The organism is Parabacteroides sp. TM07-1AC (assembly GCF_003480915.1).
Lineage (GTDB): Bacteria > Bacteroidota > Bacteroidia > Bacteroidales > Tannerellaceae > Parabacteroides > Parabacteroides chongii.
Window position 1 is genome coordinate 104,679 of the sequence record NZ_QUKD01000002.1, and the last position, 22,300, is coordinate 126,978.

The 22,300-nt window shown below is 46.1% G+C and carries 16 protein-coding genes; 8 read left to right on the top strand and 8 right to left on the bottom strand.

From position 1 onward, the window contains the following. The first annotated feature begins 200 nt into the window (after positions 1 to 200). From DXD68_RS05185 to DXD68_RS05210, 6 genes are all read left to right on the top strand, one after another. The gene (locus DXD68_RS05185; RefSeq protein WP_122360610.1) at positions 201 to 3,266 is read left to right on the top strand and encodes a SusC/RagA family TonB-linked outer membrane protein; all 3,066 of its coding nucleotides are present in this window, start codon (positions 201 to 203) and stop codon (positions 3,264 to 3,266) included. A 23-nt stretch (positions 3,267 to 3,289) separates the two neighbouring features. Then, positions 3,290 to 4,948 (top strand): RagB/SusD family nutrient uptake outer membrane protein, encoded by a 1,659-nt coding sequence (locus tag DXD68_RS05190; RefSeq protein WP_122360611.1) that lies wholly within the window; start codon positions 3,290 to 3,292, stop codon positions 4,946 to 4,948. A 100-nt stretch (positions 4,949 to 5,048) separates the two neighbouring features. Further along, positions 5,049 to 6,608, top strand: coding sequence for a DUF6057 family protein (locus DXD68_RS05195; RefSeq protein ID WP_122360612.1), 1,560 nt, complete (start codon positions 5,049 to 5,051; stop codon positions 6,606 to 6,608). Continuing rightward, positions 6,605 to 8,086: a TolB family protein gene (locus DXD68_RS05200; RefSeq protein WP_122360613.1), complete on the top strand. Its 1,482-nt coding sequence runs from the start codon at positions 6,605 to 6,607 to the stop codon at positions 8,084 to 8,086. The genes DXD68_RS05195 and DXD68_RS05200 overlap by 4 nt, the downstream gene beginning before the upstream one ends. Positions 8,087 to 8,137: 51 nt before the next feature. Then, positions 8,138 to 8,692, top strand: coding sequence for a DUF3332 domain-containing protein (locus DXD68_RS05205; protein ID WP_122360614.1), 555 nt, complete (start codon positions 8,138 to 8,140; stop codon positions 8,690 to 8,692). Between the two features lie 98 nt (positions 8,693 to 8,790). Then, positions 8,791 to 12,171, top strand: a complete 3,381-nt coding sequence (locus DXD68_RS05210) for a glycoside hydrolase family 2 TIM barrel-domain containing protein (protein ID WP_122360615.1) — start codon at positions 8,791 to 8,793, stop codon at positions 12,169 to 12,171. Positions 12,172 to 12,304: 133 nt separating this feature from the next. On the opposite strand, the gene DXD68_RS05215 is transcribed toward DXD68_RS05210, so the two are convergent. The 4 genes from DXD68_RS05215 to DXD68_RS05230 are packed head-to-tail and all read right to left on the bottom strand — an operon-like array spanning position 12,305 to position 15,624. Beyond that, positions 12,305 to 13,174 carry a TIGR01777 family oxidoreductase gene (locus DXD68_RS05215; RefSeq protein ID WP_233576999.1) on the bottom strand — a complete coding sequence of 290 codons (870 nt, stop codon included), beginning with the start codon at positions 13,172 to 13,174 and terminating at the stop codon, positions 12,305 to 12,307. A 49-nt stretch (positions 13,175 to 13,223) separates the two neighbouring features. Then, a complete protein-coding gene (locus DXD68_RS05220) occupies positions 13,224 to 13,850 on the bottom strand; it encodes a hypothetical protein (protein WP_122360616.1) in 627 nt (208 codons plus the stop codon). 2 nt (positions 13,851 to 13,852) lie between these two features. Then, positions 13,853 to 14,836, bottom strand: a complete 984-nt coding sequence (locus DXD68_RS05225) for a TlpA disulfide reductase family protein (protein WP_122360617.1) — start codon at positions 14,834 to 14,836, stop codon at positions 13,853 to 13,855. A gap of 11 nt (positions 14,837 to 14,847) precedes the next feature. Then, positions 14,848 to 15,624: an EFR1 family ferrodoxin gene (locus DXD68_RS05230; RefSeq protein WP_122360618.1), complete on the bottom strand. Its 777-nt coding sequence runs from the start codon at positions 15,622 to 15,624 to the stop codon at positions 14,848 to 14,850. A 99-nt stretch (positions 15,625 to 15,723) separates the two neighbouring features. Between DXD68_RS05230 and DXD68_RS05235 the strand changes: the two genes are divergently transcribed. Together DXD68_RS05235 and DXD68_RS24805 are read left to right on the top strand one after the other, a co-directional pair. Continuing rightward, on the top strand, positions 15,724 to 15,975 hold the full coding sequence (locus DXD68_RS05235; RefSeq protein ID WP_233577000.1) for a hypothetical protein: 252 nt from the start codon (positions 15,724 to 15,726) through the stop codon (positions 15,973 to 15,975). Continuing rightward, a complete protein-coding gene (locus DXD68_RS24805) occupies positions 15,972 to 16,283 on the top strand; it encodes a type II toxin-antitoxin system RelE/ParE family toxin (protein WP_122360620.1) in 312 nt (103 codons plus the stop codon). Before DXD68_RS05235 ends, DXD68_RS24805 begins: the two co-directional genes overlap by 4 nt. 52 nt (positions 16,284 to 16,335) lie before the next feature. Here the strand turns inward: DXD68_RS24805 and DXD68_RS05245 are convergent, their stop codons facing one another. From DXD68_RS05245 to DXD68_RS05260, 4 genes are read right to left on the bottom strand one after another with little or no spacing between them, the layout of a single operon-like run. After that, positions 16,336 to 17,592 carry a TolC family protein gene (locus tag DXD68_RS05245; RefSeq protein WP_122360621.1) on the bottom strand — a complete coding sequence of 419 codons (1,257 nt, stop codon included), beginning with the start codon at positions 17,590 to 17,592 and terminating at the stop codon, positions 16,336 to 16,338. 46 nt (positions 17,593 to 17,638) lie between these two features. After that, complete coding sequence (locus tag DXD68_RS05250) at positions 17,639 to 20,749, bottom strand: efflux RND transporter permease subunit (protein ID WP_122360622.1); 3,111 nt, start codon at positions 20,747 to 20,749, stop codon at positions 17,639 to 17,641. 5 nt (positions 20,750 to 20,754) lie between these two features. Then, a complete protein-coding gene (locus DXD68_RS05255) occupies positions 20,755 to 21,864 on the bottom strand; it encodes an efflux RND transporter periplasmic adaptor subunit (protein ID WP_122360623.1) in 1,110 nt (369 codons plus the stop codon). 46 nt (positions 21,865 to 21,910) lie between these two features. Further along, entirely contained in the window at positions 21,911 to 22,264 is a 354-nt protein-coding gene (locus DXD68_RS05260) for a hypothetical protein (RefSeq protein WP_122360624.1), read from the bottom strand. Positions 22,265 to 22,300: the final 36 nt, after the last annotated feature.

The window sequence follows — 22,300 nt, forward strand, 5'->3', positions numbered from 1 at the left end:
TTTAGATTCTTTCTTCAGAAAAACATATTCAAACGTTAAATAACCACGCATCATTTAACTTAACCTGCTTTAACTAAAGAACGTACCAAAAACATTAAACCACTAAATAACAATAATTTAACCAACACATAAAGGATATAGTTCTGCAGGAACTCCATACTAATTACGCAGTATTAATATTAATCATAATTAAAAAACGCATGAATTACAGGTCTTTTTTGAAGCAAAACAGATTCCCTTTGCTTTTAATTGCACTTGCTTTTCCTGTTTCGGTAACCACTTCTGCCTTGTACGCCAACGCAACAGAAGTATCTATTACACAACAGACAAAAGCCATAAGTGGAGTAGTCTTTGACGGTGGTTTGAATGAGCCACTTATCGGCGCCAACGTTGTCGTGAAAGGAACGACAAACGGAACAGTTACAGATCTGGATGGTAAATTCACCTTAGATGCTAATCCTAACGACATTCTGGTCATCAGTAGTATTGGTTTCAAAACACTTGAAATTAAAGCCTCGGAAGCGGCAAATGGAAAAATCGTTCTGAAAGAAGATTCACAAGCACTCGATGAAGTGGTTGTAGTAGGTTACGGTGTACAAAAGAAAGTCAACCTGACCGGTTCCGTATCTACAGTTAAAGCTGAAGCATTGGAATCAAGACCCGTATCCAGTGTATCGGCAGCATTGGCCGGACAGATGCCGGGTGTTACCAGTATTCAAAGTTCCGGACGTCCGGGTAGCCAGACTGGTACGATTACAATCCGCGGTAAGAACTCTGTGAATGCAGCCAGCCCACTGGTAATCGTTGACGGTGTGCCGGGTAGTATGAATACAATCGACCCGTCTGATATTGAAACGCTTTCTGTATTGAAAGATGCTTCTTCAGCCGCTATCTATGGTGTACAGGCTGCCAACGGTGTTATCTTGATTACAACTAAAAAGGGTAAAAAAGGAGACCGCACACGCGTAAACTATTCAGGAAGTGTGGGTTGGTCTACTCCAACAATGCGTCCTAAATTCCTGGGCTCTGCTGATTATGCTATATTATATAATGAAGCAACCCTGAATGATAACCCCAATAACCCGGTTCGTTTCTCAGACAACGATATCGAACTGTACCGCAATGGTACCGATCCTTACGGTCATCCCAATACCGACTGGTATGAAGAAACTATGAATAAGAATGCGATTGAAACCATGCATCACCTTTCAATCAGCGGTGGTTCTGAAAAGACCAGTTACAGCGCTTCTGTCGGTTACACACAACAGAACGGTTTGATCGATGCGAACGACTATAAACGTTTCAATGCCCGTACAAGCATTGATTCACAGATCAACAAATGGTTCTCTGCCGGTTTGAACGTATCTGGCTACAGAGGAACTCTGATGGATGGTTGGAACACTGTGGCAAGCATGACACAATTTACCAATCGTGCAACGCCAATAGAAGGTGTCCGCGATGAAAACGGCGACTTCCTGTATCATGGTAAAGACAATCCCGTAGCCTTGTTAGGACGCGACGGATTCAGAAGAACCATGGATCAACAGGTAAACGGAACGTTGTATGGACAGGTAAATATATTGCCTAATTTGACAGCAAAAGCCTTATTCTCCGTACGTAATGACGAAAGAAGTGAAGAAGGATTCAAAGCACAAGTCGAATATGGAAATAGTGGTGCTAATCTGCGTGAAGCATTCGAAAAACAGACTTGGTGGAACTGGTACACTACACAGGTATTGATCAACTACAACGAAACATGGGGCAAGCATGATTTAGGATTGTTAGGTGGTTTCGAACAGATCGACTACCGTTACAAACATCTGGAAGCAGAACGTAAAGGCGGTGGCAATAATGAGTTGCAGGAATCACTCAGCACATTGGATGCCTCTTCTCAAACCAATAAAGAATCCAGATATGAAATAGCTCACCGTTCTTATTTCGCCCGCGCTCAATATGGCTTTGCCGATAAATATCTGCTTGAAGCTAATGTGCGTATCGACGGTTCTTCTCGCTTCTCTTCAGACAATCGTTGGGGGGCTTTCCCGGCTGTATCTGTGGGTTGGAGAATTACAGAAGAAGAATTTATGAAGAATGCAGATATTACTTGGTTGAGCAACTTGAAACTGCGTGCCGGATGGGGACAAACCGGTAATGAGGAGTTGAGCGAAAGCGAAGCTTACCTATACATCCCTTCGTATGCATACGAAAGCTATATGTTTAACAATACGCTCTATTCAACTGCTTACGAAAGCCGTTATGCAAACACCGATTTGAAATGGGCGACTGTAAACAGTATTGAAGGTGCTATCGAAGCCTCTTTCCTGAATAATAAAGTCGGATTCGAACTGGCCGGTTATAAAAAGACAACCAATGACATGTTGCTGTATCTGCCGGTGCAGGGTGTTTTAGGTATGGATGCTCCGCGTCAGAATGCCGGACAAGTTCAAAACACAGGTTTTGACTTGAACATCTTCCACAACAATACAGTCAGCAAAGATTTCCGTTACGACATCAATTTCAACGTTGCGTACGTTCATAACGAGCTGACTGACTTGAAAGGTACGGAAGGTAAAGAACCTGGCGACGGACGTGGCAATTTCTGGTTCCTGGAAGGTCATCCTATCGGTTCTTACTACGGATATGTAGCTGATGGTTTCTATAATACAGAAGAAGACCTGAAGGGTCCGAAACGTTTGGGAACAGAAAAGTTGGGTGACATCAAATACAAGGATTTGAATGGAGACGGCAAAATCGATGCTGCCAACGACCGTACCGTTATCGGTAAAGAGTTCCCGAGCTGGACAGCCGGTTTAGGCGCGAACCTGTATTACAAAGATTTCGACTTATCTTTCTTCTTCCAGGGTGCATTCGATGTGGATGCATACGTAAATGGTGAAGCAGCTTATGCTTTCTTCAATGGTGGTAAAGTATTGGAACGCCATCTGGATCGTTGGACACCGACTAACCACGATGCTTCTTATCCACGTATCACGATTGCCGACCAGACAAACTACGAGTTCTCGTCCTACTGGCTGGAAGATGCTTCTTACGTACGTCTAAAGAACCTGACGATTGGTTACAATGTTCCGAAAGCCCTGTTGAGCAAGGTGAATCTGGATCGTGTAAAGATCTTCCTGACAGGTGAAAACCTATTTACTATTACCGGTATGACAACACTCGACCCGGAATCGGCACCAAGCAACTCACGCGGCGGACTTTACTCTAACGTTCGCAAAATATCAATCGGTCTTAAAGTTGGTTTTTAAATAACAGATTATAAATCAGAAATATGAAAAAGAAATTTATCTATATAACAGCAATTCTGGCTACAACACTTTTGAGTTTCAGTTCTTGTAGCGACTTCCTGGATCGTATTCCGGATGACGAATTGTCTGACGGCAGCTTCTGGAAAACACCGGAAGATGCTAAAATGTTTATCGCCGATGTGTATCGTCAGACATTGCCCGGAGGTGATACAGGAGATATTGATAGCGACATCAACTCCGACAACGCCGTTCATGGTATCAAATGGGCAGCCGGTAACGTATCCAAAGGTATCTACGACCCGGCCGATATGGGATGGAGTGGCGACTACAAGGCTATTCGCGCCTGCAACGTCTTGATTAATAAAATCGAAGATATTCCCGATTACGACCAGGCAGACAAAGAAGCAACCATTGGGGAAGCCCGTTTCCTGCGTGGGTATCTTTACTTCGGACTGATTCAGAGTTACGGTGGAGTTCCCTACGTGGACCAGCCGCTCGATCTGAAAGAAATGGGTGAAATCACCCGCACACCGGTGGAAGAAGTGTATGACAAAGTCATGGAAGACTTCGATTACGCTATCGCCCATCTGCCTGCACAATGGGGCAGCAGCGACTACGGACGTGCTACTAAAGGAGCAGCCAATGCCATGAAAGCACGTGCAGCCCTTTATTTCAAACATTATGACACAGCAGCCGATGCTGCTAAAGCGGTAATGGATTCCGGAGAATATGAACTGTTTGACGCGGCTAATACCGGACAGTATGCCAAATTATTCTGGGAAGAACAGGAAGCTTGCAAAGAAGCCATTTTAGTTCGCCAGTTCAACGCACCTACACTGACTAACTACATCATTGGTTGGGGATGTTTCCCGACAAAGGGATGGGGCGGTATCAACCCGACTCAGAGCCTGGTAGATGCTTTCGAATGTACAGACGGAGCGCCTATCACCACTTCTCCTTTGTATGACGAAACAGATCCATTTACAAATCGTGACCCGCGTCTGGAAGTTTGCGTATTGCACGACGGCGAAGAGATGTATGGCGTAACCATCAAGACTGCTCCGATGAAATCAAGCGGTAATACAGGTGTCGCACAGCATAATGACGCTACGGCAACCGGTTATTATAACCAGAAATATCTGGATCCGAGCATCGACCCGTCATCTGATGGTTGGGATATGGGAAAAGACTGGCATGTCATCCGCTATGCGGAAGTATTGCTGACATACGCCGAAGCTAAAAATGAAGTGACAGGACTGGATGCTTCTGCCTTCGACGCTGTCAACCAGGTACGCCGCCGTGTCGGTATGCCGGATCTGCAAAACACGGATGCCAGCAAGCCGACTTATTGCGGCACACAGGATGCACTGCGTCAGCGTATCCGCAACGAATGGCGTGTTGAGTTTGCTATGGAAGGTGGAAAACGTCAGTGGGACATCCGCCGCTGGGACATCGCCAGCGAAGTGCTGAACGCTCCGTTCCTGGGTATGAAATACAAAATTGTTGACGATCCGAATGCTCCGGCAGAAGATGAAGGCAAGAGATGTATCTTATATCAAGGCGAAAACATCAAGTTGACCGGCAGTAAGTATGAAGAGCATAACTATCTGTATCCGATACCTCAGAGCGAAATCGACTTGAACAAAGCGTTGACCCAGAATCCGGGTTATCCGACAAAGTGATCCCTATTTTAGATCTATAATACATCTGCAAGAGGTGTGTCAAACTCTCCCCTTGGGTTTGACACAACCTCTTTCCTTCCTTTAAATAACCTCGTATAAAATGAAGTATATCCAATATATCATTTTCAGCCTGTTGCTTTTTATCTGTTTCCTTTTACTGGAAGGGCCTATGTTTCATATTCCTTATTATCATGAACAGCATCATCTATTTCTTTTTAGCCAGGCTTATCTGGAAAAACACCTCTCCCATCCAGGTCAGCTGTTGGACTATCTGACCGATTTTTGTATTCAATTCTTTTACCTGACTCATATCGGCAAACTGGTCTTTGCGCTACTATTATCCCTTCCTTTCCTGTTAAATACGCTTACTGTTAAAAATCTAATACAAAAACAAGATTTGTTCTTCTCCGGACTTCTGTTGCCGCTTTATTTATTGGTGCGGCATGTGTCGATTGATTTTCCACTGACGCATTCGGTCGGTCTGGTATTTTGCCTATTGCTTTTCTATCCGGTCAGTCTGATTCGCAACCGGCGGTGGAGATATTTATGGGTGGCGATGGCCGTCATCGTGTTGTATTTCATTTGCGGATGGAAATATCCGGTCGTAGCATTGGGCTATCTGGCTGTTTCGTCGGCATTCGCCTTATTGACCGATCGTTATATAGCAAAGAAAATCATGCAACTGTCGGTCATGACCGTTTGCCTGATCATCTATGCCGGCACGACATTTTATTTCTTCGTGACCTCTTACAATATGCGCGAACGACGCATTATCGAAGCTGAAATATATCTGAAAGCCGGAGAATGGGAAAAGGTGATGGACTGCTGCCGCCGCTATCGGGGGAATAACCAGCTCGTCCTGTACTTCTATAATATGGCACTCTATCATACCGGCAGAATGCCATACGACCTGTTCGAAATACAACAGACCCTGGGAGCGGAATCCCTTTATCTACCCTGGAAAAGCGACAGCCGCCAAAGTGAATACGGCCATTATCTGTATGAGCAACTGGGACATATCAACGAGGCACACCGCTGGGAGTTTGAAGCGATGGTCGTATTCGGTGAGACAGCCCCTCATCTGATCAACCTGACCCGCTATAACATTGTGAACCAACGCCCCAAGGTAGCCATGAAGTTTATCCGCCAACTCCGACAGTCGCTCTTCTACCGCAAGCAGGCAGAAGAACTGGAACAGCAGGTTTCATCCGGCAAACTAGCGGGACTCAAAGCATTGCCTCATGACACGAACGAGCCGGTACGCTTCTCCAACGTATTCAATATCCTGCCTGAACTCTATTATTTAAGCTACCGCGATTCGACCAACCGGATGGCTTTCGAATACCTGATGAGCAACCTGCTGCTCAGTAACCGGTTGATACGTTTCGTAGAAAACCTGGACAAGATACACGCTTTCAACTATCCCGACCTACCGCGTATATACGAAGAGGCTCTTTATATCTATCGCTTGGGAACGGATGAAGAAACTTTCCAAAAATGCGGATTCACCATACGTCCGGAGACGGAAGAAAAATTCAAAAGATATTACTCACTCCACCAGCGGAACGATCTGAAAGAACTGAAAAGACAGTTTGGCAATACTTATTGGTATTACCTCCACTATATCAGCCCGCATGGTAATAAAATAATAGACAAATGAACAAGATGAGCCTTATACAATCTATACATTATCTGCTGATTGCCATCCTGCTGCAAAGTATGATGTGTAGTTGCAGCCATTCAGCTATCACGCCGAATGCACAATCCAACAAACCGGTGGCACTATTTCCCGACTATACCGGAGTCACCTTCCCATGCAACATCGCACCGCCCAATTTCAGAATCATGGAAGAGGGAGAAGCCTATTACACCGAAATCGGGAGCGGCAACCGGACATTCATCACCGTCCGTAGCCAGGCCTCTTCCGTCATCCTTCCGCCCGACAAATGGGAAAAGCTGCTCAAACAGGCTGCCGGCAGTAGCATCTATATTCGCATTTGTATCCTTCAGAACGGAAAATGGATACAATTTCCGGAGATTACAAACATTATATCCTCCTCTCCCATCGATCCTTATCTGATGTACCGACTTATCTATCCGGGCTATGAGCTTTGGAACGAAATGGGTATCTACCAGCGCGACCTGACCACTTACAAGGAAACTCCGCTAATTGAAAACCAGTCGGTCGAAAAGGGTTGCCTGAACTGCCATACCTTCTGCCAAAACAATCCGGAGACCATGATGATACATATCCGAGGAGCAGTAGGCGGCACGCTGATACACCGCCAGGGACAGACCAGCCGACTGGACATCAAGACACCGGACATGAAAAACGGCGGGACATATGCCGCCTGGCATCCGACAGGACGCTATCTAGCCTTCTCCGTCAACGAAATCCAACAATTCATCCACTCAACCGGTCCCAAAGCTGTTGAAGTATCCGACCTGGAATCGGATATAATCGTGCTGGACACGGAAACCAACCGGTTGCTCACCTCACCCGCCATCTATGGAGAAGAATGGATGGAGACATTCCCCTCCTGGAACCCCGATGGTAATATGCTCTATTTCTGCCGAAGTAAGGCAGTCGATCCGCAAACGCCTCTGGACAGTATCAGATATGATCTTTACCGCATTGCCTTTGACCCGGAAAAAGCCACTTTCGGCACGCCGGAATGCATCTATCCGGCTTCCGAAAAAGGGAAAAGCGTCTCCTTCCCCCGGATTTCGCCGGACGGCAAATATCTGATGTTCACCTGTTCCAATTATGGAAATTTTTCCATTTGGCATCCGGAAAGCGAACTGTATCTGTTAAACCTGGAAAGCAACGAAATACGCAATATGAAAGAGGTAAACAGTGCGGATGTAGAGAGCTTCCACACCTGGTCGTCTACCGGCGAATGGTTCGTGTTCAGCAGCAAGCGGATGGACGGTCTGTGGGCACATCCCTATATCGCGAAGTTCGACTCTCAAACGGGTACAGCCGGCAAGCCGTTCGTCCTGCCTCAGCAAGACCCGGATTTTTACCTCACTTTCACCCGTACATTCAACTTGCCCGAACTGCTCACCGCACCTGTAAAAAACGGGGATGAGCTGATTACCGCAAGCCGAAATAATAAAAGAACAGTAAGCAAATAAACAAATTATTATTATCTTCGTAGCCAAATAACTATTAACATTATATCACTCATGAAGAAAAAAAGTTTAACATTATTAGTGGCTACAACCTTGGCCAGCAGTGTTCTATTTTCATCTTGCATCGGATCATTCGGACTGACAAACAAACTCCTGGACTGGAACAGAAATATCGACAGTAAGTTCGTCAACGAATTGGTATTTGTCGCTTTTTGGATTGTCCCCGTTTATGAAATCTCTGCTCTTGCAGATATACTGGTTCTGAACTCTATCGAATTTTGGAGCGGAAACAATCCTGTTGCAGATGCAGGAACCGTAAAGACAATCAATGGAAAAGACGGTGTATACACTGTTGAAACCAAGAAAGACGGATATCATATCCAAAAAGAAGGTGAAGAAAAAGCAATCGACCTTGTATTCGACGAGACAGACAAGAGTTGGAGCGTAGAAGCTGACGGTGAAGCAACTAAGCTGTTAAAGTTCACCGACAATGACGAAGTTGTCATGTATTTGCCGGACGGTAAGGAAATGAACGTTGAATTGAATCAGGCAGGCGTTCTGGCATTCCGTCAGGTAGTTGAAGGCTACTCTTTCTACGCTGCTAAATAAAAAACAACACTTAAAATGGGAGACTGGTAATTGGTATATGCACATAATTACCTGCCTCCCATTTTTCAATAAGATACTACCAACCTAAATAAATACAAATGAAACACTCTATTAAGAAAGCAATGCTCACCGGAGCATTCGGTTGCTTCCTTCTGGGTTCTGCTTTTGCCGCTCATGCGACAGACTCACCGGATACGAAGCCGTACTGGCAGGACGTTCAGGTCGTTGCCGTAAACAAAGAACTGCCGCGCAGCTCGTTCATGACGTATGGCGACCGTTCGACAGCTCTCACTTCCAGTTTTGAAAAGAGTCCCTACTATTCATTACTGAACGGAACCTGGAAATTCTATTATGTCGATTCATACAAGGATCTTCCGGCAAATATCACTGACCCATCCACCAGCACTGCATCCTGGGATGATATCACCGTACCGGGAAACTGGGAACTTCAGGGACACGGCACAGCCATCTATACCAATCATGGCTATGAGTTCAAACCACGTAATCCGCAACCTCCGCTATTGCCTGAAGCAAATCCGGTAGGTGTTTACCGCCGCGACTTCGAAATCCCGGCAAACTGGGACGGACGCGATGTGTATCTGCATATCTCCGGTGCTAAATCGGGAGTTTATGTATATGTCAACGGGAAAGAAGTCGGCTACAGCGAAGATTCCAAGAACCCGGCGGAGTTCCTGATCAATAACTATCTGCAACCGGGAAAAAATGTATTGACACTGAAGATATTCAGATGGAGTACCGGTTCTTATTTGGAATGCCAGGACTTCTGGCGCATCAGCGGAATTGAACGTGACGTATTCCTGTGGTCACAGCCCAAGATTGCGGTAAACGATTTCCGCGTGATCTCTACCCTGGACGATACGTACAAGAATGGTATCTTCAATCTGGCTGTAGACATCAAAAACCATACGAAAGAAGCGAAAGACATCACCGTATCTTATGAACTGCTGGATACAAAAGGTCAGACTGTTGCTACAGCAGATAATAAGCTGTGGGTCGGAGCCAACAGCATCAAGACAGCCTCTTTTGAAAAAAATCTAAATGACGTAGCTACCTGGAGTGCCGAACATCCGAACCTTTACAAGTTATTGATGACTGTAAAGGAAGATGGCAAAGTAACAGAAGTCATCCCGTACAACGTCGGTTTCCGCCGTATCGAGATCAAACCGATCGACCAGATCGCTGGTAACGGCAAACCGTACACCGTACTGTTGTTCAACGGACAGCCGATCAAGTTCAAAGGGGTGAATATCCACGAACACAATCCCCTGACTGGTCATTATGTGACAGAGGAACTGATGCGTAAAGACTTCGAACTGATGAAAAAGAACAACATCAACTCGGTTCGTTTGTGCCACTACCCGCAGGACCGTCGGTTCTATGAACTTTGCGACGAATACGGGTTATATGTGTATGATGAAGCAAACGTGGAATCACACGGTATGTATTACAGCCTGAGCAAAGGCGGTTCACTGGGTAACAACCCGGAATGGTTGTTGCCGCACATGGATCGTACAATGAATATGTATGAACGCAACAAGAACTACCCGTCAGTAACCATTTGGTCACTGGGTAACGAAGCCGGTAACGGATATAACTTCTATCAGACTTACCTTTACCTGAAAAACAAAGAAAAAGGTTTGATGGACCGTCCGGTCAACTACGAACGTGCCCTTTGGGAATGGAATACGGATATGTATGTTCCTCAGTATCCGAGTGCCGGATGGCTGGAAGAGATCGGTGCAAAAGGCAGCGACCGTCCGGTTGCTCCGTCCGAATATGCTCACGCAATGGGTAACTCGACAGGTAACCTTTGGGGACAGTGGAAAGCTATCTACAAATATCCGAACCTTCAGGGGGGCTGGATCTGGGACTGGGTAGACCAGGGTATTCTTGTAAAAGATGAGAATGGAAAAGAATATTATGCTTATGGCGGTGACTTCGGTAAAGATATGCCCAGCGACGGAAACTTCCTTTGCAACGGCCTCGTCAATCCGGACCGTACCCCGCATCCGGCAATAGCAGAAGTGAAATTTACGCATCAGAATGTCGGTTTCGAAGCTGTTGATGCAGCAAACGGCGTATTCAAGATCACAAACCGTTTCTACTTCACCAACCTGAAAGATTATATGATCACCTATACCGTAAAGGCAAACAACAAAGTAATCAAGAGTAATAAAGTTTCACTCGACCTGGCTCCGCAGGCTTCACAGGAAATCACTGTTCCTGTAGCCGATTTGAAACCACAGGCCGGTACCGATTATCTGGTTGACTTTGTCGTTACTTCTACCAAACAGGAAGGTGTTATTCCGGCCGGTTACGATATCGCACAGGATCAGTTCCGTTTGCCTATCGAAGCCGAAAAGGTAGCTTATAAGGCAGGTGGTCCTAAACTGACTGTATCTGAAGAAGGAGATAATGTAAAAGTAACTTCTTCTAAGGTCAACTTCGTATTCGATAAAAAAGCAGGTGTCGTTACTTCTTATAAAGTAGGCGGAACAGAATACTTCAACGAAGGTTTCGGTATCCAACCGAATTTTTGGCGCGCTCCTAACGACAACGATTACGGAAGCGGTGACCCGAAACGTTTGGAAATATGGGAACTATCCAGCCGCAACTTCAACGTAACGAATGCTTCTGCCGAGATCGTCGACGGTAATGCAATCGTAAACGTCGATTATAAATTACCGGCCGGCAACCAGTTCCTGATCACTTACAAGATCTACCCTGATGGTGTTATGAACGTGGCTACTCATTTCACTCCGACTTATCTGGATGGAAAGAAGATTGAAATTTCTGAAGCAACAGCCACTGCTACATTCTCCCCGGGCCGTGATAAGGTAAGTGACCGTGACAAGATGGTCGTTCCCCGTATCGGTGTTCGTTTCCGTCTACCGGTTACAATGGATCAGCTGGAATACTTCGGACGTGGTCCGCTGGAAAACTATTGGGACCGTAAAGCCGGTTACATGATCGGACAGTATAAGAGTACGGCTGAAGATCAGTATTTCCCCTACGTTCGTCCGCAAGAAAACGGTCACCATTGCGATACCCGCTGGATCACTTTAGGCGGCAAAGGCAAGAACCTGTTGATCGTTGCCGACGATGAAATGGAATTCAATGCAATGCGTAACTCTGTGGAAGATTTCGATGCCGGAAAGGCGACTCACCGTCCGTACCAGTGGAACAACTTCACACAAGAAGAGATCGATAACCGTCCGAACCTCGGCCCGTACGACAAACCCCGCCAGACACACATCAACGATATTACTCCGCGTAACTTCGTAGAGGTATGTGTCGACCTGAAACAACAGGGTCTGGCCGGTTACGACAGCTGGTATTCGCGTCCGGAACCTGAATATACATTACCTGCCGACAAAGAATACAAGTGGGGCTTCACTATCATTCCGGCAGCAAACGCAAACAGTGCACAAAAGAAAGCTGGCTATAGCTACAAATAAATAAGTGCCAATACATAAAAGAAAGCGATCTCCAAATGAACGGGGATCGCTTTTTTATTTACCGCATCAACAATGTAAAGCAAAGCCTCGTCAATGAAGAAACAAGATACATTCAAACAACAAAAGTTTAAGATTACATCATGAAGCTATGTAAAGCCAAGCGTATATCCGAATAACGAAATATATATCCGGCAGAAAGTAGCCGGGCAGGATAAGCCTGTTGTCCTTTGGTGATCACCTCCGCGCCTTCCCCATATACATATTGGAAAACTTTCCGGGGAATAGTCAGCCATGCCGGCCGATGCATCACCTCAGCGGTAGCTTTTGTAAAAGCCCGGTTCGTCAAAGGCTGGGGAGCAACGAGATTCACGACTCCTGATAAATCCTTATGATCGATAATAAACTGGATGGCATGCAATACATCTTCTATATGTATCCAGGAGAATCCCTGTTTTCCGGAAGCGATCTTTCCACCGACAAAGAAGCGGAACGGCAACAACATTTTAGGCAACGCCCCTCCGTCTTTTGCCAGAACAACCCCGAAACGTGCAATGACCAGCCGGATATCTCTCGACAGCTTCTGTGCCTCATCTTCCCAACGGATGCATACATCAGCCAGGAAACCTGTTCCCTCCGACGTACTGCTCTCGGAATAAATACCCTTATCCGGATAAACGCCTACGGCAGAAGCAGAGATGAATACTTCCGGCTTCACCTCCATCTCATTAATGATCGAGACCAGTCGCCGGGTCGTATGAATACGGCTGTTCAGTATTTTACGCTTGGCTTTCCGGGTCCAGCGCTGATTGATAGTAGCTCCCGCCAAATTGATCACGACATTACATCCTGCCAACGCTTGCCTCAGCTTCTCATCCGACCTCGAACGGAACATCGAATGTTTCAAAGGGACAACAACATTTCCTCCGGCAGATAAAAACTCCGTCAGATGCCGTCCTATAAAACCTGAATTACCGCTGATTGCAATTCTCATCTCCTTCTTCATCAATTTATTATTCAATAATAAAACAAGAAGAGAGGTTTGTTTGTTGTAACTACCTGGATGACAATTGTATTAAAGGTTGTAATTCTTGTTCAAAAATATCTTTACTGATGATACGGTAATGCGGAGAGTAAGTCTCTTCGAACACTTTACTGTGATGACCGACATATTCACCCCGGTTCAAACGGTCGTCGATCTCTTTCCTGTCACTTTCATAGTCCGGCAAAGTTAGCTCCATCGAACGGATAATTGCTTCAATCCGGTTCCATTCTTTTTGCCATTCGGCAACGGTTACAGGACGGATTCCGTTCACGCTACGGACAAAAGCATCAAAAAAGGTTTGGTAAGGAATTTGCCCGTTCTTTATGACGGACAGGTTTACCCGGTAGAAATTACCTTCCCAACCCGTCGGCTCTGCCAGTTCACCTTCTGTTTCCGTATAAGAAGCCATTTCACGGCGCAAATAATTTCCGGCAGCAGTCGTATCGCTGATAATATGTCCGGGACCGAACTTATCCTGAAAGAAATTCTTATACAGGTCTTTCAAGGTAGATTTCGGATAAAACTGCATCTGCCGCTCGACAGCCGTACGGACGGCTTTATCAAAATCAACCTTCTCCGCAGCGGAAACCCACAGGCAGAGAAGGCAGAAAAAGGATATAAGCAGATTTCGTTTCATGCTTATTTGATTACGTCTTTTAAAGTATTATGCAATTCTTCACCTGTGATATTCTTGGCAATGATCACACCGTCAGGATCCAGCAAGACATTAGCCGGAATGCCACGGACACCATACAAGGCCGGTATTTCCGAATCCCAGTATTTCAGGTCGGATACATGCGTCCAGGTCAGGTTATCATCAGCAATGGCCTTCAGCCATTTATCTTTATTATTATCCAGGGAAATACCGATGATCGTGAAGTTCTTATCCTTGTAATCCTGGAATGCTTTCACGACATTCGGATTCTCGCGACGGCAAGGAGGACACCAGGATGCCCAGAAATCCAACAGAACATATTTACCACGGAAGTCGGACAAGGAAACAGCCACTCCAGCCGTATCCGGTAAAGAGAACTCAGGTGCCGTCTTACCGATCTGTACGTTTTCCAATTGACCGATGATGCCATCCAGATCCTTCACATAAGGACAGTCAGCCAAAGCCGGAGAGATTTTGGAACGAGTAGCCTTCAACTGATCCAGCGGTAGCTGATACGTAAAATACCGGTACAGATAGAAAGCTGCAGCCGGTGAGTCAGGATATTTGCTGATCAGGCTATCGATATCGAACCCGTTCTCAAAGACCTTACTCTGGTTCTCCTGGAAAATCACATTAACAGGAGAATTCTGCACGATAATTGTCTCGCCGTCATTACCGATCGTTACGTCCATAGTAGCGTTCTCAACAAAGAGTTGTACCGGATAATTCATATCCTCGGTAGCCAGACCATACAACAGAGGCTGGTCTACTTCACCTTTGAACGTAAATTTCCCATCCTTAATCTCGGCGGTATCCACGTCAAAGAACATTTTATTGCGGAAAGATTTCAGATAGATCTTGCCGTCAGGCATATTCTCCACTACTCCGTTTATTACATAACCTTTGGGCGTTTCCTGACAGCTTGCCAACAGGAACAACGCCATAGCCATCATTACAAATTGTTTCATTTTTGCTTTGTTTATTGTTTAGTATCGGGATGATGATATCTTCCTTTCTTCAGGGTTATCTTACCATATTCGATGGCACGAACCGGACAACGATGGATACAAGCGACACATTGTATACAGGTATCAGACCAGACAGGTCTCCCGCCGGTCAGCGTAATCGTTTCGGTCGGACAAACCCGCTCACACAGGCCGCATGAGATACAGTCATCCGTCACCCGAAAAGAATTCTTCCCTATGGCAAAGTTAGTAAAAAGAGGATATATCCAGTAGCTTTTCAGCCCCGGCAGGCTTCCTTTCTTGTATAAATTAACGTTTTTACCATCCCGAATAGCGGCTACAATAGTATCGACAGTCGAAGGGGCGTCTTTCAGTTTCTCTTGTTCCACCTCTTTGCTATCGACATCGAAACCCGGTAACAGGATATAATTGTTCGGCATAATGACAGAGTAACTATCGGTCAGTATAAGACCTTTCTTTTTCAGTACTTTCCGCATTATATCATCCGTATAGCCACATTCGTCGCCACAGGTTGAGATAGAATAAACCGGTTGTTTATCGTATCCGGTCAGCTTCAAACCAGAGATAAAGCGAGTTACAGGAACAGCTGGTCCCCAGGAATGCACCGGGTAAACGAACAGCACTTTCTCGTCTTCCCTGAGCGGACAGACAAATTCCTTTTTACCTGTTTTTAACTCCTCTGCTATCGAAACAACAGGCTCTCCCAAAGCGATGCCCAAAGCATTCGCAACCCAACGGGAGTTCCCGGTTCCTGAAAAGTAAAATATCATACGTGTATTTCTTATTTGGTCACAAATGTAAATATAATTCAGAATTAATACCTTATATTTGTCATGCTAGTAAACCAAATAAGAAATATTATGACTACAATGGAATTAAATTTACGGAAACAATGTTTCACCGAGTTCATCCTCTCGATGAGTGAAGAGGAGTTTACAGAGTTGGAGAATTATGCAAAAACTTTACAGCAAAGGAAGCTTACATCTAAAAGTAAACCGTACCCTTGGGCACCGACTCTTGATGAAATGAGATCGATTGTTGCTGAATCTGAAGAGAACTACCGCCACGGGAAGTTTATCGAAGAAGAGGATATGGATAACTACTTGGATTCGCTTAAATGAAAAAGCTTAGATGGGACCCTATCGCAAAAGAACAAATCACAGAAATATTCAACTTTTATAAGACGCGATACGGAGTACGTACTGCAAAAAAAATTTCTGATGCAATCAGACTAAGCAGTAAAAGACTGAAAGAACAACCCCTGTTAGGATTTAAGGAACCTTTATTACTTACTAATCCTCATGGATATCGTTCGCTTATTGAAGGTAATTATAAAATCGTATATTGCCTGGAAAAGGATAATTATATCAGAATTGCTGCCATATTCGATTGCAGACAAAATCCGGATAAACTGTCCCAAGCCTTATAGATAGAAGCACAGTAAACATCCTTTATACAGATTATTTACTGTGCTTTTCCTATTACATCTCCACATCCCAAACCCCGGCACTCTTCTCTAACTCCACAAGCGCTGTACAATAATTGAACAAAGTCTCTATATATTGTGCCTGCACATCATCATACGTCCGTTGGGCATCCAGGACCTCCAGCAGGGAGACTTCTCCCCGGTTATAGCTATAGATCTTCCCGTCGATCACTTCCTGGGCCGCATGAAGCATGCCATTCTCATAATGGCTGACCTGCACCGTCAATGACTGATAACTGCGGTAAGCCTGCATCACTTCCGTCTGTACCTGTAATAAAGCCTGCTGATACTGCGTTTCCGCCTGCTGTTCACGGAAACGGGCTGCACGCACCGCCCCTTTATTAAAGTTGGAAAACTTCAGGGGAATAGCGATCCCCGCCGTCACCCCCGTAAAGGGAGGAGCCGGAGCTTCTTCATTATGTACCCGGGCATTCTTGCTTACAGCGATGGAAAGGTCTACATCCGTATTCCGTTCCCGCCGTGTCACTTTCAGAGCACGGGCAGCTACTTCCTTATTCTTCAGAGCAGCCACCAGATCGGCACGGTTGATGGAAGCAGTAGAGATCAGGTCGGCAAGCACAAAATCGCGGGATGACAGATGCAGCGAAGCCTCCGGAATATATAAGGTATCCCGGGCAACCGAACCGGTCAGCAGGTTCAGATTAGAGAAAGCGTTATGCAAATCTGTTTCCGCCTGCAATAATTCATTCTTCAGGATACCGGCCTCCAGACGGCTTTGCGTAGCATCGATCTCCATAATCTTCCCTAAAGTGAAACGAACACTGTCACTTTCCGCCAACTGGCGGATATTCTCATAAGCATTCTGTTTCACCTTATACAAGTCATATTGTTTCAACGCCTCCAGGTAAGAGACCGTAGCATCGGCACGCAGGTTGCGGAAGTAATCGGCAAGGAGCGCCTTCGTCAATTCACTTTCACTCCGGGCAAGGGCTATATTCGCTCCCCGTTTCCCGAAAGAAAACGTTTTGCTCAGTTCTACCTCTACTCCTTCTCCCATCTGCAAGCTTCCGTTTTCGTTATTGAAATACGATACGGAAAGGTTCGGGTCATTGAAGACTTTCGAAGCAACGACCTCCGCTTCGGAAACATCCATATTCAGACGTTCGGCTGCATACTCCAGGTTCCCTTCCGTCACCTTCTCCATATAATTGCGGTAAGAGAGGGGAACCATCTGCTGGGCACTCCCTGCCAAACTTCCGGCAAGCAGGCACATAGTAATATATTGTCGCATATCTTTTATTCTTTTTATCTGTACTTTCTAATTCTTTCCTCCCTGCCTAAACAGTCGTATCCTCCGGTTTAACAGGTGGCGTATCTTCATCCAAATAGTGCTTTTCCACCAGATAATACAAAGCAGGAAGTACATAAAGCGTAATAACGGTCGCAAACAGCAGCCCATAGACAATCACCGTTGCCAACGGACGTTGCACATCCGAACCGATCCCCGTACTCAAGGAAGCCGGCAACAATCCCAATACAGCTACCGTTGCCGTCATCAGGATCGGACGGAAACGGTGTTTCGCCCCGGTAATAATGGACTGCTTGAAACCCCGGTCGCGGCTACGCAGGTTATTGATATGGGAGATCATAATCACACCATTCTGAATCGCCACACCGATCAACGCAATAAAACCGACGGCAGAAGACACATTCAGCGTCATCCCCCGCACATTCAACGCCAACATGCCGCCGAAAAGAGCCAAAGGAACCACGCACATCATCAAAGCTGCCTGACGGAACTTTCCACAGGCGGCAAACAACAGCAACAGCATGATACCCAAAGCCAGAGGCACGACTGCCGCCAGACGTTTATAGGCACGGTTCTGATTCTCGAACTGCCCTGCCCATTGCAGATGAACGGTATCATGGTTATAGGCAACCTCCTTATCGATCAGCCGGTTCGCCTTATTCAGAAACTCGGTCAGGTCAACGCCACGCAGGTTGATATGGATAGTCAGATGGCGTTTGTTCATTTCACGGGAAATGGTACTGGCACCGGTTGTCATTTTCACCTCTGCCACCTGCGAAAGCGGTATCTTCGCTCCTGCCCCGTTAGTAAGCAACAGATTACCGATACTTTCGGGCGTATCACGACTGGCATCGTCGAAACGGCAGATCACGTCGTAACTTTTGCTTCCGACAAATATCTGTGAGATAGCCTTTCCTCCGATCGCCAGCTCGATCATATCGGCTACATCGGAAAAGTTCAGTCCGTATTGCGCGATACGGTCACGGTCGGCGACTATTTGCAACTGAGGTAACGGCGGTTCCTGATCGATAGCTACGTCGGCAGCTCCGGGAATCGCACGCAGTACATTTACCACTTTGTCGGCTATATGGCGGGTATCAGTGATATCATCGCCATAGACTTTGATTGCCAGGTCGCTATGGGCACCGGCTATCTGGTCCATTACCATGTCGATGATCGGTTGCGAGAAGCTGACGGTATAGCCGGGCATGGTCGACAACGTCTCCGACATTTCCTCGATCAGGTCTGCCTTTGTCTTGCCGAACTTCCAGGTGTCGTAGGGTTTCAGACCTACTCCGCATTCGATATGAGACAGAGAGAAAGCCTCTGCTCCCTCATCATCACGACCTACCTGGGTCATTACATAAGAGACTTCATCAAACTGTTTCACCGCTTTACGCAACTCCGCTCCCATCTCTTTCGACTTCTCGATCGAAATACCCGGAGGTAACTGCACTTGAATCCAGATAGCTCCTTCGTCAAGCGGCGGCAGGAAGTCTTTTCCAACCGTATAACTCAAGACACCGGCAGCAACCAGTATAACCAATAACGGCAGTAATACCCGCTTAGGTTTATCCAGCAAAGCGACGATCTGTCTGTGATAGATCTCTCCCAACTTCTCCAGCCAGCGGTTATGATATATCTTACGCGGTTTGCGATAAGCATAAAAAGCCAGTCCCGGTATCAGGAACAAAGCGACAGCCAGAGCACCCAACAAAGCATATCCTACGGTGTAAGCCATCGGCGTAAACAGTTTCTTTTCGATATGTTCGAAAGCAAACAGGGGAAGATAAGCCGTTATGATAATTAATGTAGAGAAAAAGATCGGACGGGCAACTTCTGTCGTACGGCGCAGGATGGAATCTTCAGTCAGTATCTCGTCCGGATGCCGTTCGCGCTTCTTCAGGATAGTTTCCATCATCACGATCGCTCCGTCCACCAAAATACCGAAATCGATAGCACCCAACGAAAGCAAGTTGGCAGGAATATCCGTCAGGTGCATCAGGATAAAGGCGATCAACAAAGATAACGGAATGGTAAGTGCTACCAATAAAGCGCCACGCCAATTCCCTAAAAACAGGATCAGAACCAACACCACCAGCACCATTCCCTCAAATAGTGTATGGGATACGGTATGCAAGGTCATATCAACCAAATTCGTACGATCCATAAAGACATGCAGGCGGGTTCCTTCAGGTAGGGCCTCATTATTCAGTTCGTCCACAGCCAGATGCACACCTTCCAGCACCTTAGACGGATTCTCGCCGCGAAGCATCTGAACAATACCTTCCACACCATCCGAATGATCACGCACACCATCGAAGAAACCTAATACGCCCTTGCGTTCCAGACTCCCGTACTTCAATGTTCCCAGATCGTCGAGATAGACAGGTATACCATTCTCGGTTTTGATAACAATACGCCCCAGGTCTGTCAAGTCTTTTACCAAACCGATACCACGGATCACGTAACTTAGGTCACCCCGGCTCAACATGCTGCCGCCGGCATTTACGTTATTCTTTTCGATCTTCTCGGTGATATCGCCCAATGTCACATTATATTGTTCCATCTTATGCGGATTCACCTCTATCTGGTACTGTGTAGTAATACCGCCGTAGTTACTGACATCGGCAACCCCCGTCACTTGTTTCAGACGGGGAATGATCACCCACTTATGCAGGTCGGTCAGCTCACGCAAGTCCAGCCGGTCGCTTTCCAGTACATACCGGAAAATCTCACCGGTAGGTGAAGTCAGCGGGTTCAATCCCGGAACCGCATCGTAAGGCAGTTCCACATCGACCAGACGTTCCTGCACACGCTGGCGTGCCCAGTAATCGTCGATACCGTCGTCGAACACCAGCACGACAGTAGACAGTCCGAAGGTATTCTTACTTCGCATCACATTCAGGCCCGGCATACCGTTCATTGCCCTTTCGATAGGGATACTGATCTGTTGCTCGATCTCTTCGGCAGCCAGTCCGGGAACCTGTGTTACAACTTGTACGGTAGTATCGGCAATATCCGGATAGGCGTCGATCGCCAGGTTCGTCCATGAGTAATATCCTACAACGGCAAGAAACAGGAATAGTACGAACATCAGCCCTCGCCGATGTATCGCCATATAAATTATCTTTTTCATAGGATCTACCGGGCGTCAAGTAAATAAAAAGCTCCCGTACTTACAATCGTATCTCCGGGTGTCAGTCCGGAAAGAATCACCGTCTTGCCGTCTTCCGTAACAGAAGTAGAAACTTTCTGCTTCCGGTAACAATTATTACCCAAAGCAAGCAAAACATAAGCACTCTCCTCTTCCTGCAGAATAGCCGAAGTCGGGATACGGATTACCTCCGTACTGCGGTCGCACAATTTGACCGTTCCATACATAGCCGGTTTCATCAGACGCGAACTGTTATCACATTCGATCAAAACCTCTACCGAACGGGTGTCTTCATCCAACATTTCACTGACATGATAGATCTTTCCTGAAAACGGCTGGTCAGGCATAGCCAGCAAACGGACTTCAACACTGTCGAGTGCCTGTATCATCCCCATATCCTTTTCTTTCACATGGGCAGCGACCCATACTTTACTCAGGTTAGTTATCACCGCCACCGGTTCGGCATCTTCCTTGATATACTGGCCGATCACGATACGATCGGTCACGATCTCACCAGCTATCGGTGAACGAACGATCAGAGGTTGTCCCAGCACCAGTTCGTCCGGCTCTATTTGGAATACCTTCAGGGCGGCTACCGCATTCTCATAATCTTTCTTCTTCAGTTCGTAATTGACTTCCGCCTCTTCCAATTCTTTCTGTACGCCGACTTTGTTCTGCAACAGGTCCTTTTCACGTTTCAGGCTTTTCAGAGCCAGTTCCATCTCTTGCTTGGCCTGGTAATATACCTTCCCTGTTTCAAAGAAATCCGGCGAACTTATCTCAAAAACCGGACTTCCGGGTATTACTTTCTGTCCCAGGCGTACGAATGATTTGGATATACGTCCGGCAAAAGGAGAAGCGATCTCCGCATAATTGGACGGAATAGCCTTCACGACACCGGAAGTGGTAAACTCCAGGCGGTAAGATTCTTTCTTTACAACATCGGTTTTCAACCGGGATAAGATAGGTGATTTATCCCCTATTTGTATCGTGTCGCCATGCAAAGTTACAGCAATAGCAACCTCATCGTCCTGTTTATTATGGTTACAGGAACATAATACCATTGCCGGAAGCAATAGTAATAGTAATTGTTTCATATTGATTTTCTTGTATTAAATAATTCTGTTTTTCGTTGCTGATAAATTATTTAATACGGAAAGGCGGAGCACGGAGACTGGTGTTACGTACAAGACGTACAGGAGTTATATACTTGTGTTGTTGAATAAACACGGAAAGGAGTACCCAAGCTGCCGCCAAAACAAAACAGAGGGCTGCAGCTTCCAGCATAATATCATCCAGTTCCTGAATCGTATTGAAAGCGGTCGAGCTATGCGTATGATGAGGCAAACCGTCTGCTCCCGGCAGGAAAGGATGGGAATGGGTGATCGAATAGGTCGGGAAATAATGGGTATGAGTAAACGCAGTGCCCCCTACATAATAACTTATAAAGAGTACGACCAACAAGTATTTCGCTATGGCACTACAGATAGATTTCACATGCTCCCGATTTGGCAACAAAGGTATTTATTTATT

Coding starts and splice junctions, on each gene's coding strand:
- DXD68_RS05215 (WP_233576999.1), bottom strand. CDS start 13,174: ATGAAGAAGGAGATGAGAATTGCAATCAGCGGTAATTCAGGTTTTATA.
- DXD68_RS05220 (WP_122360616.1), bottom strand. CDS start 13,850: ATGAAACGAAATCTGCTTATATCCTTTTTCTGCCTTCTCTGCCTGTGG.
- DXD68_RS05245 (WP_122360621.1), bottom strand. CDS start 17,592: ATGCGACAATATATTACTATGTGCCTGCTTGCCGGAAGTTTGGCAGGG.
- DXD68_RS05200 (WP_122360613.1), top strand. CDS start 6,605: ATGAACAAGATGAGCCTTATACAATCTATACATTATCTGCTGATTGCC.
- DXD68_RS05230 (WP_122360618.1), bottom strand. CDS start 15,624: ATGATATTTTACTTTTCAGGAACCGGGAACTCCCGTTGGGTTGCGAAT.
- DXD68_RS24805 (WP_122360620.1), top strand. CDS start 15,972: ATGAAAAAGCTTAGATGGGACCCTATCGCAAAAGAACAAATCACAGAA.
- DXD68_RS05190 (WP_122360611.1), top strand. CDS start 3,290: ATGAAAAAGAAATTTATCTATATAACAGCAATTCTGGCTACAACACTT.
- DXD68_RS05210 (WP_122360615.1), top strand. CDS start 8,791: ATGAAACACTCTATTAAGAAAGCAATGCTCACCGGAGCATTCGGTTGC.
- DXD68_RS05185 (WP_122360610.1), top strand. CDS start 201: ATGAATTACAGGTCTTTTTTGAAGCAAAACAGATTCCCTTTGCTTTTA.
- DXD68_RS05235 (WP_233577000.1), top strand. CDS start 15,724: ATGGAATTAAATTTACGGAAACAATGTTTCACCGAGTTCATCCTCTCG.
- DXD68_RS05250 (WP_122360622.1), bottom strand. CDS start 20,749: ATGAAAAAGATAATTTATATGGCGATACATCGGCGAGGGCTGATGTTC.
- DXD68_RS05195 (WP_122360612.1), top strand. CDS start 5,049: ATGAAGTATATCCAATATATCATTTTCAGCCTGTTGCTTTTTATCTGT.
- DXD68_RS05255 (WP_122360623.1), bottom strand. CDS start 21,864: ATGAAACAATTACTATTACTATTGCTTCCGGCAATGGTATTATGTTCC.
- DXD68_RS05225 (WP_122360617.1), bottom strand. CDS start 14,836: ATGAAACAATTTGTAATGATGGCTATGGCGTTGTTCCTGTTGGCAAGC.
- DXD68_RS05205 (WP_122360614.1), top strand. CDS start 8,138: ATGAAGAAAAAAAGTTTAACATTATTAGTGGCTACAACCTTGGCCAGC.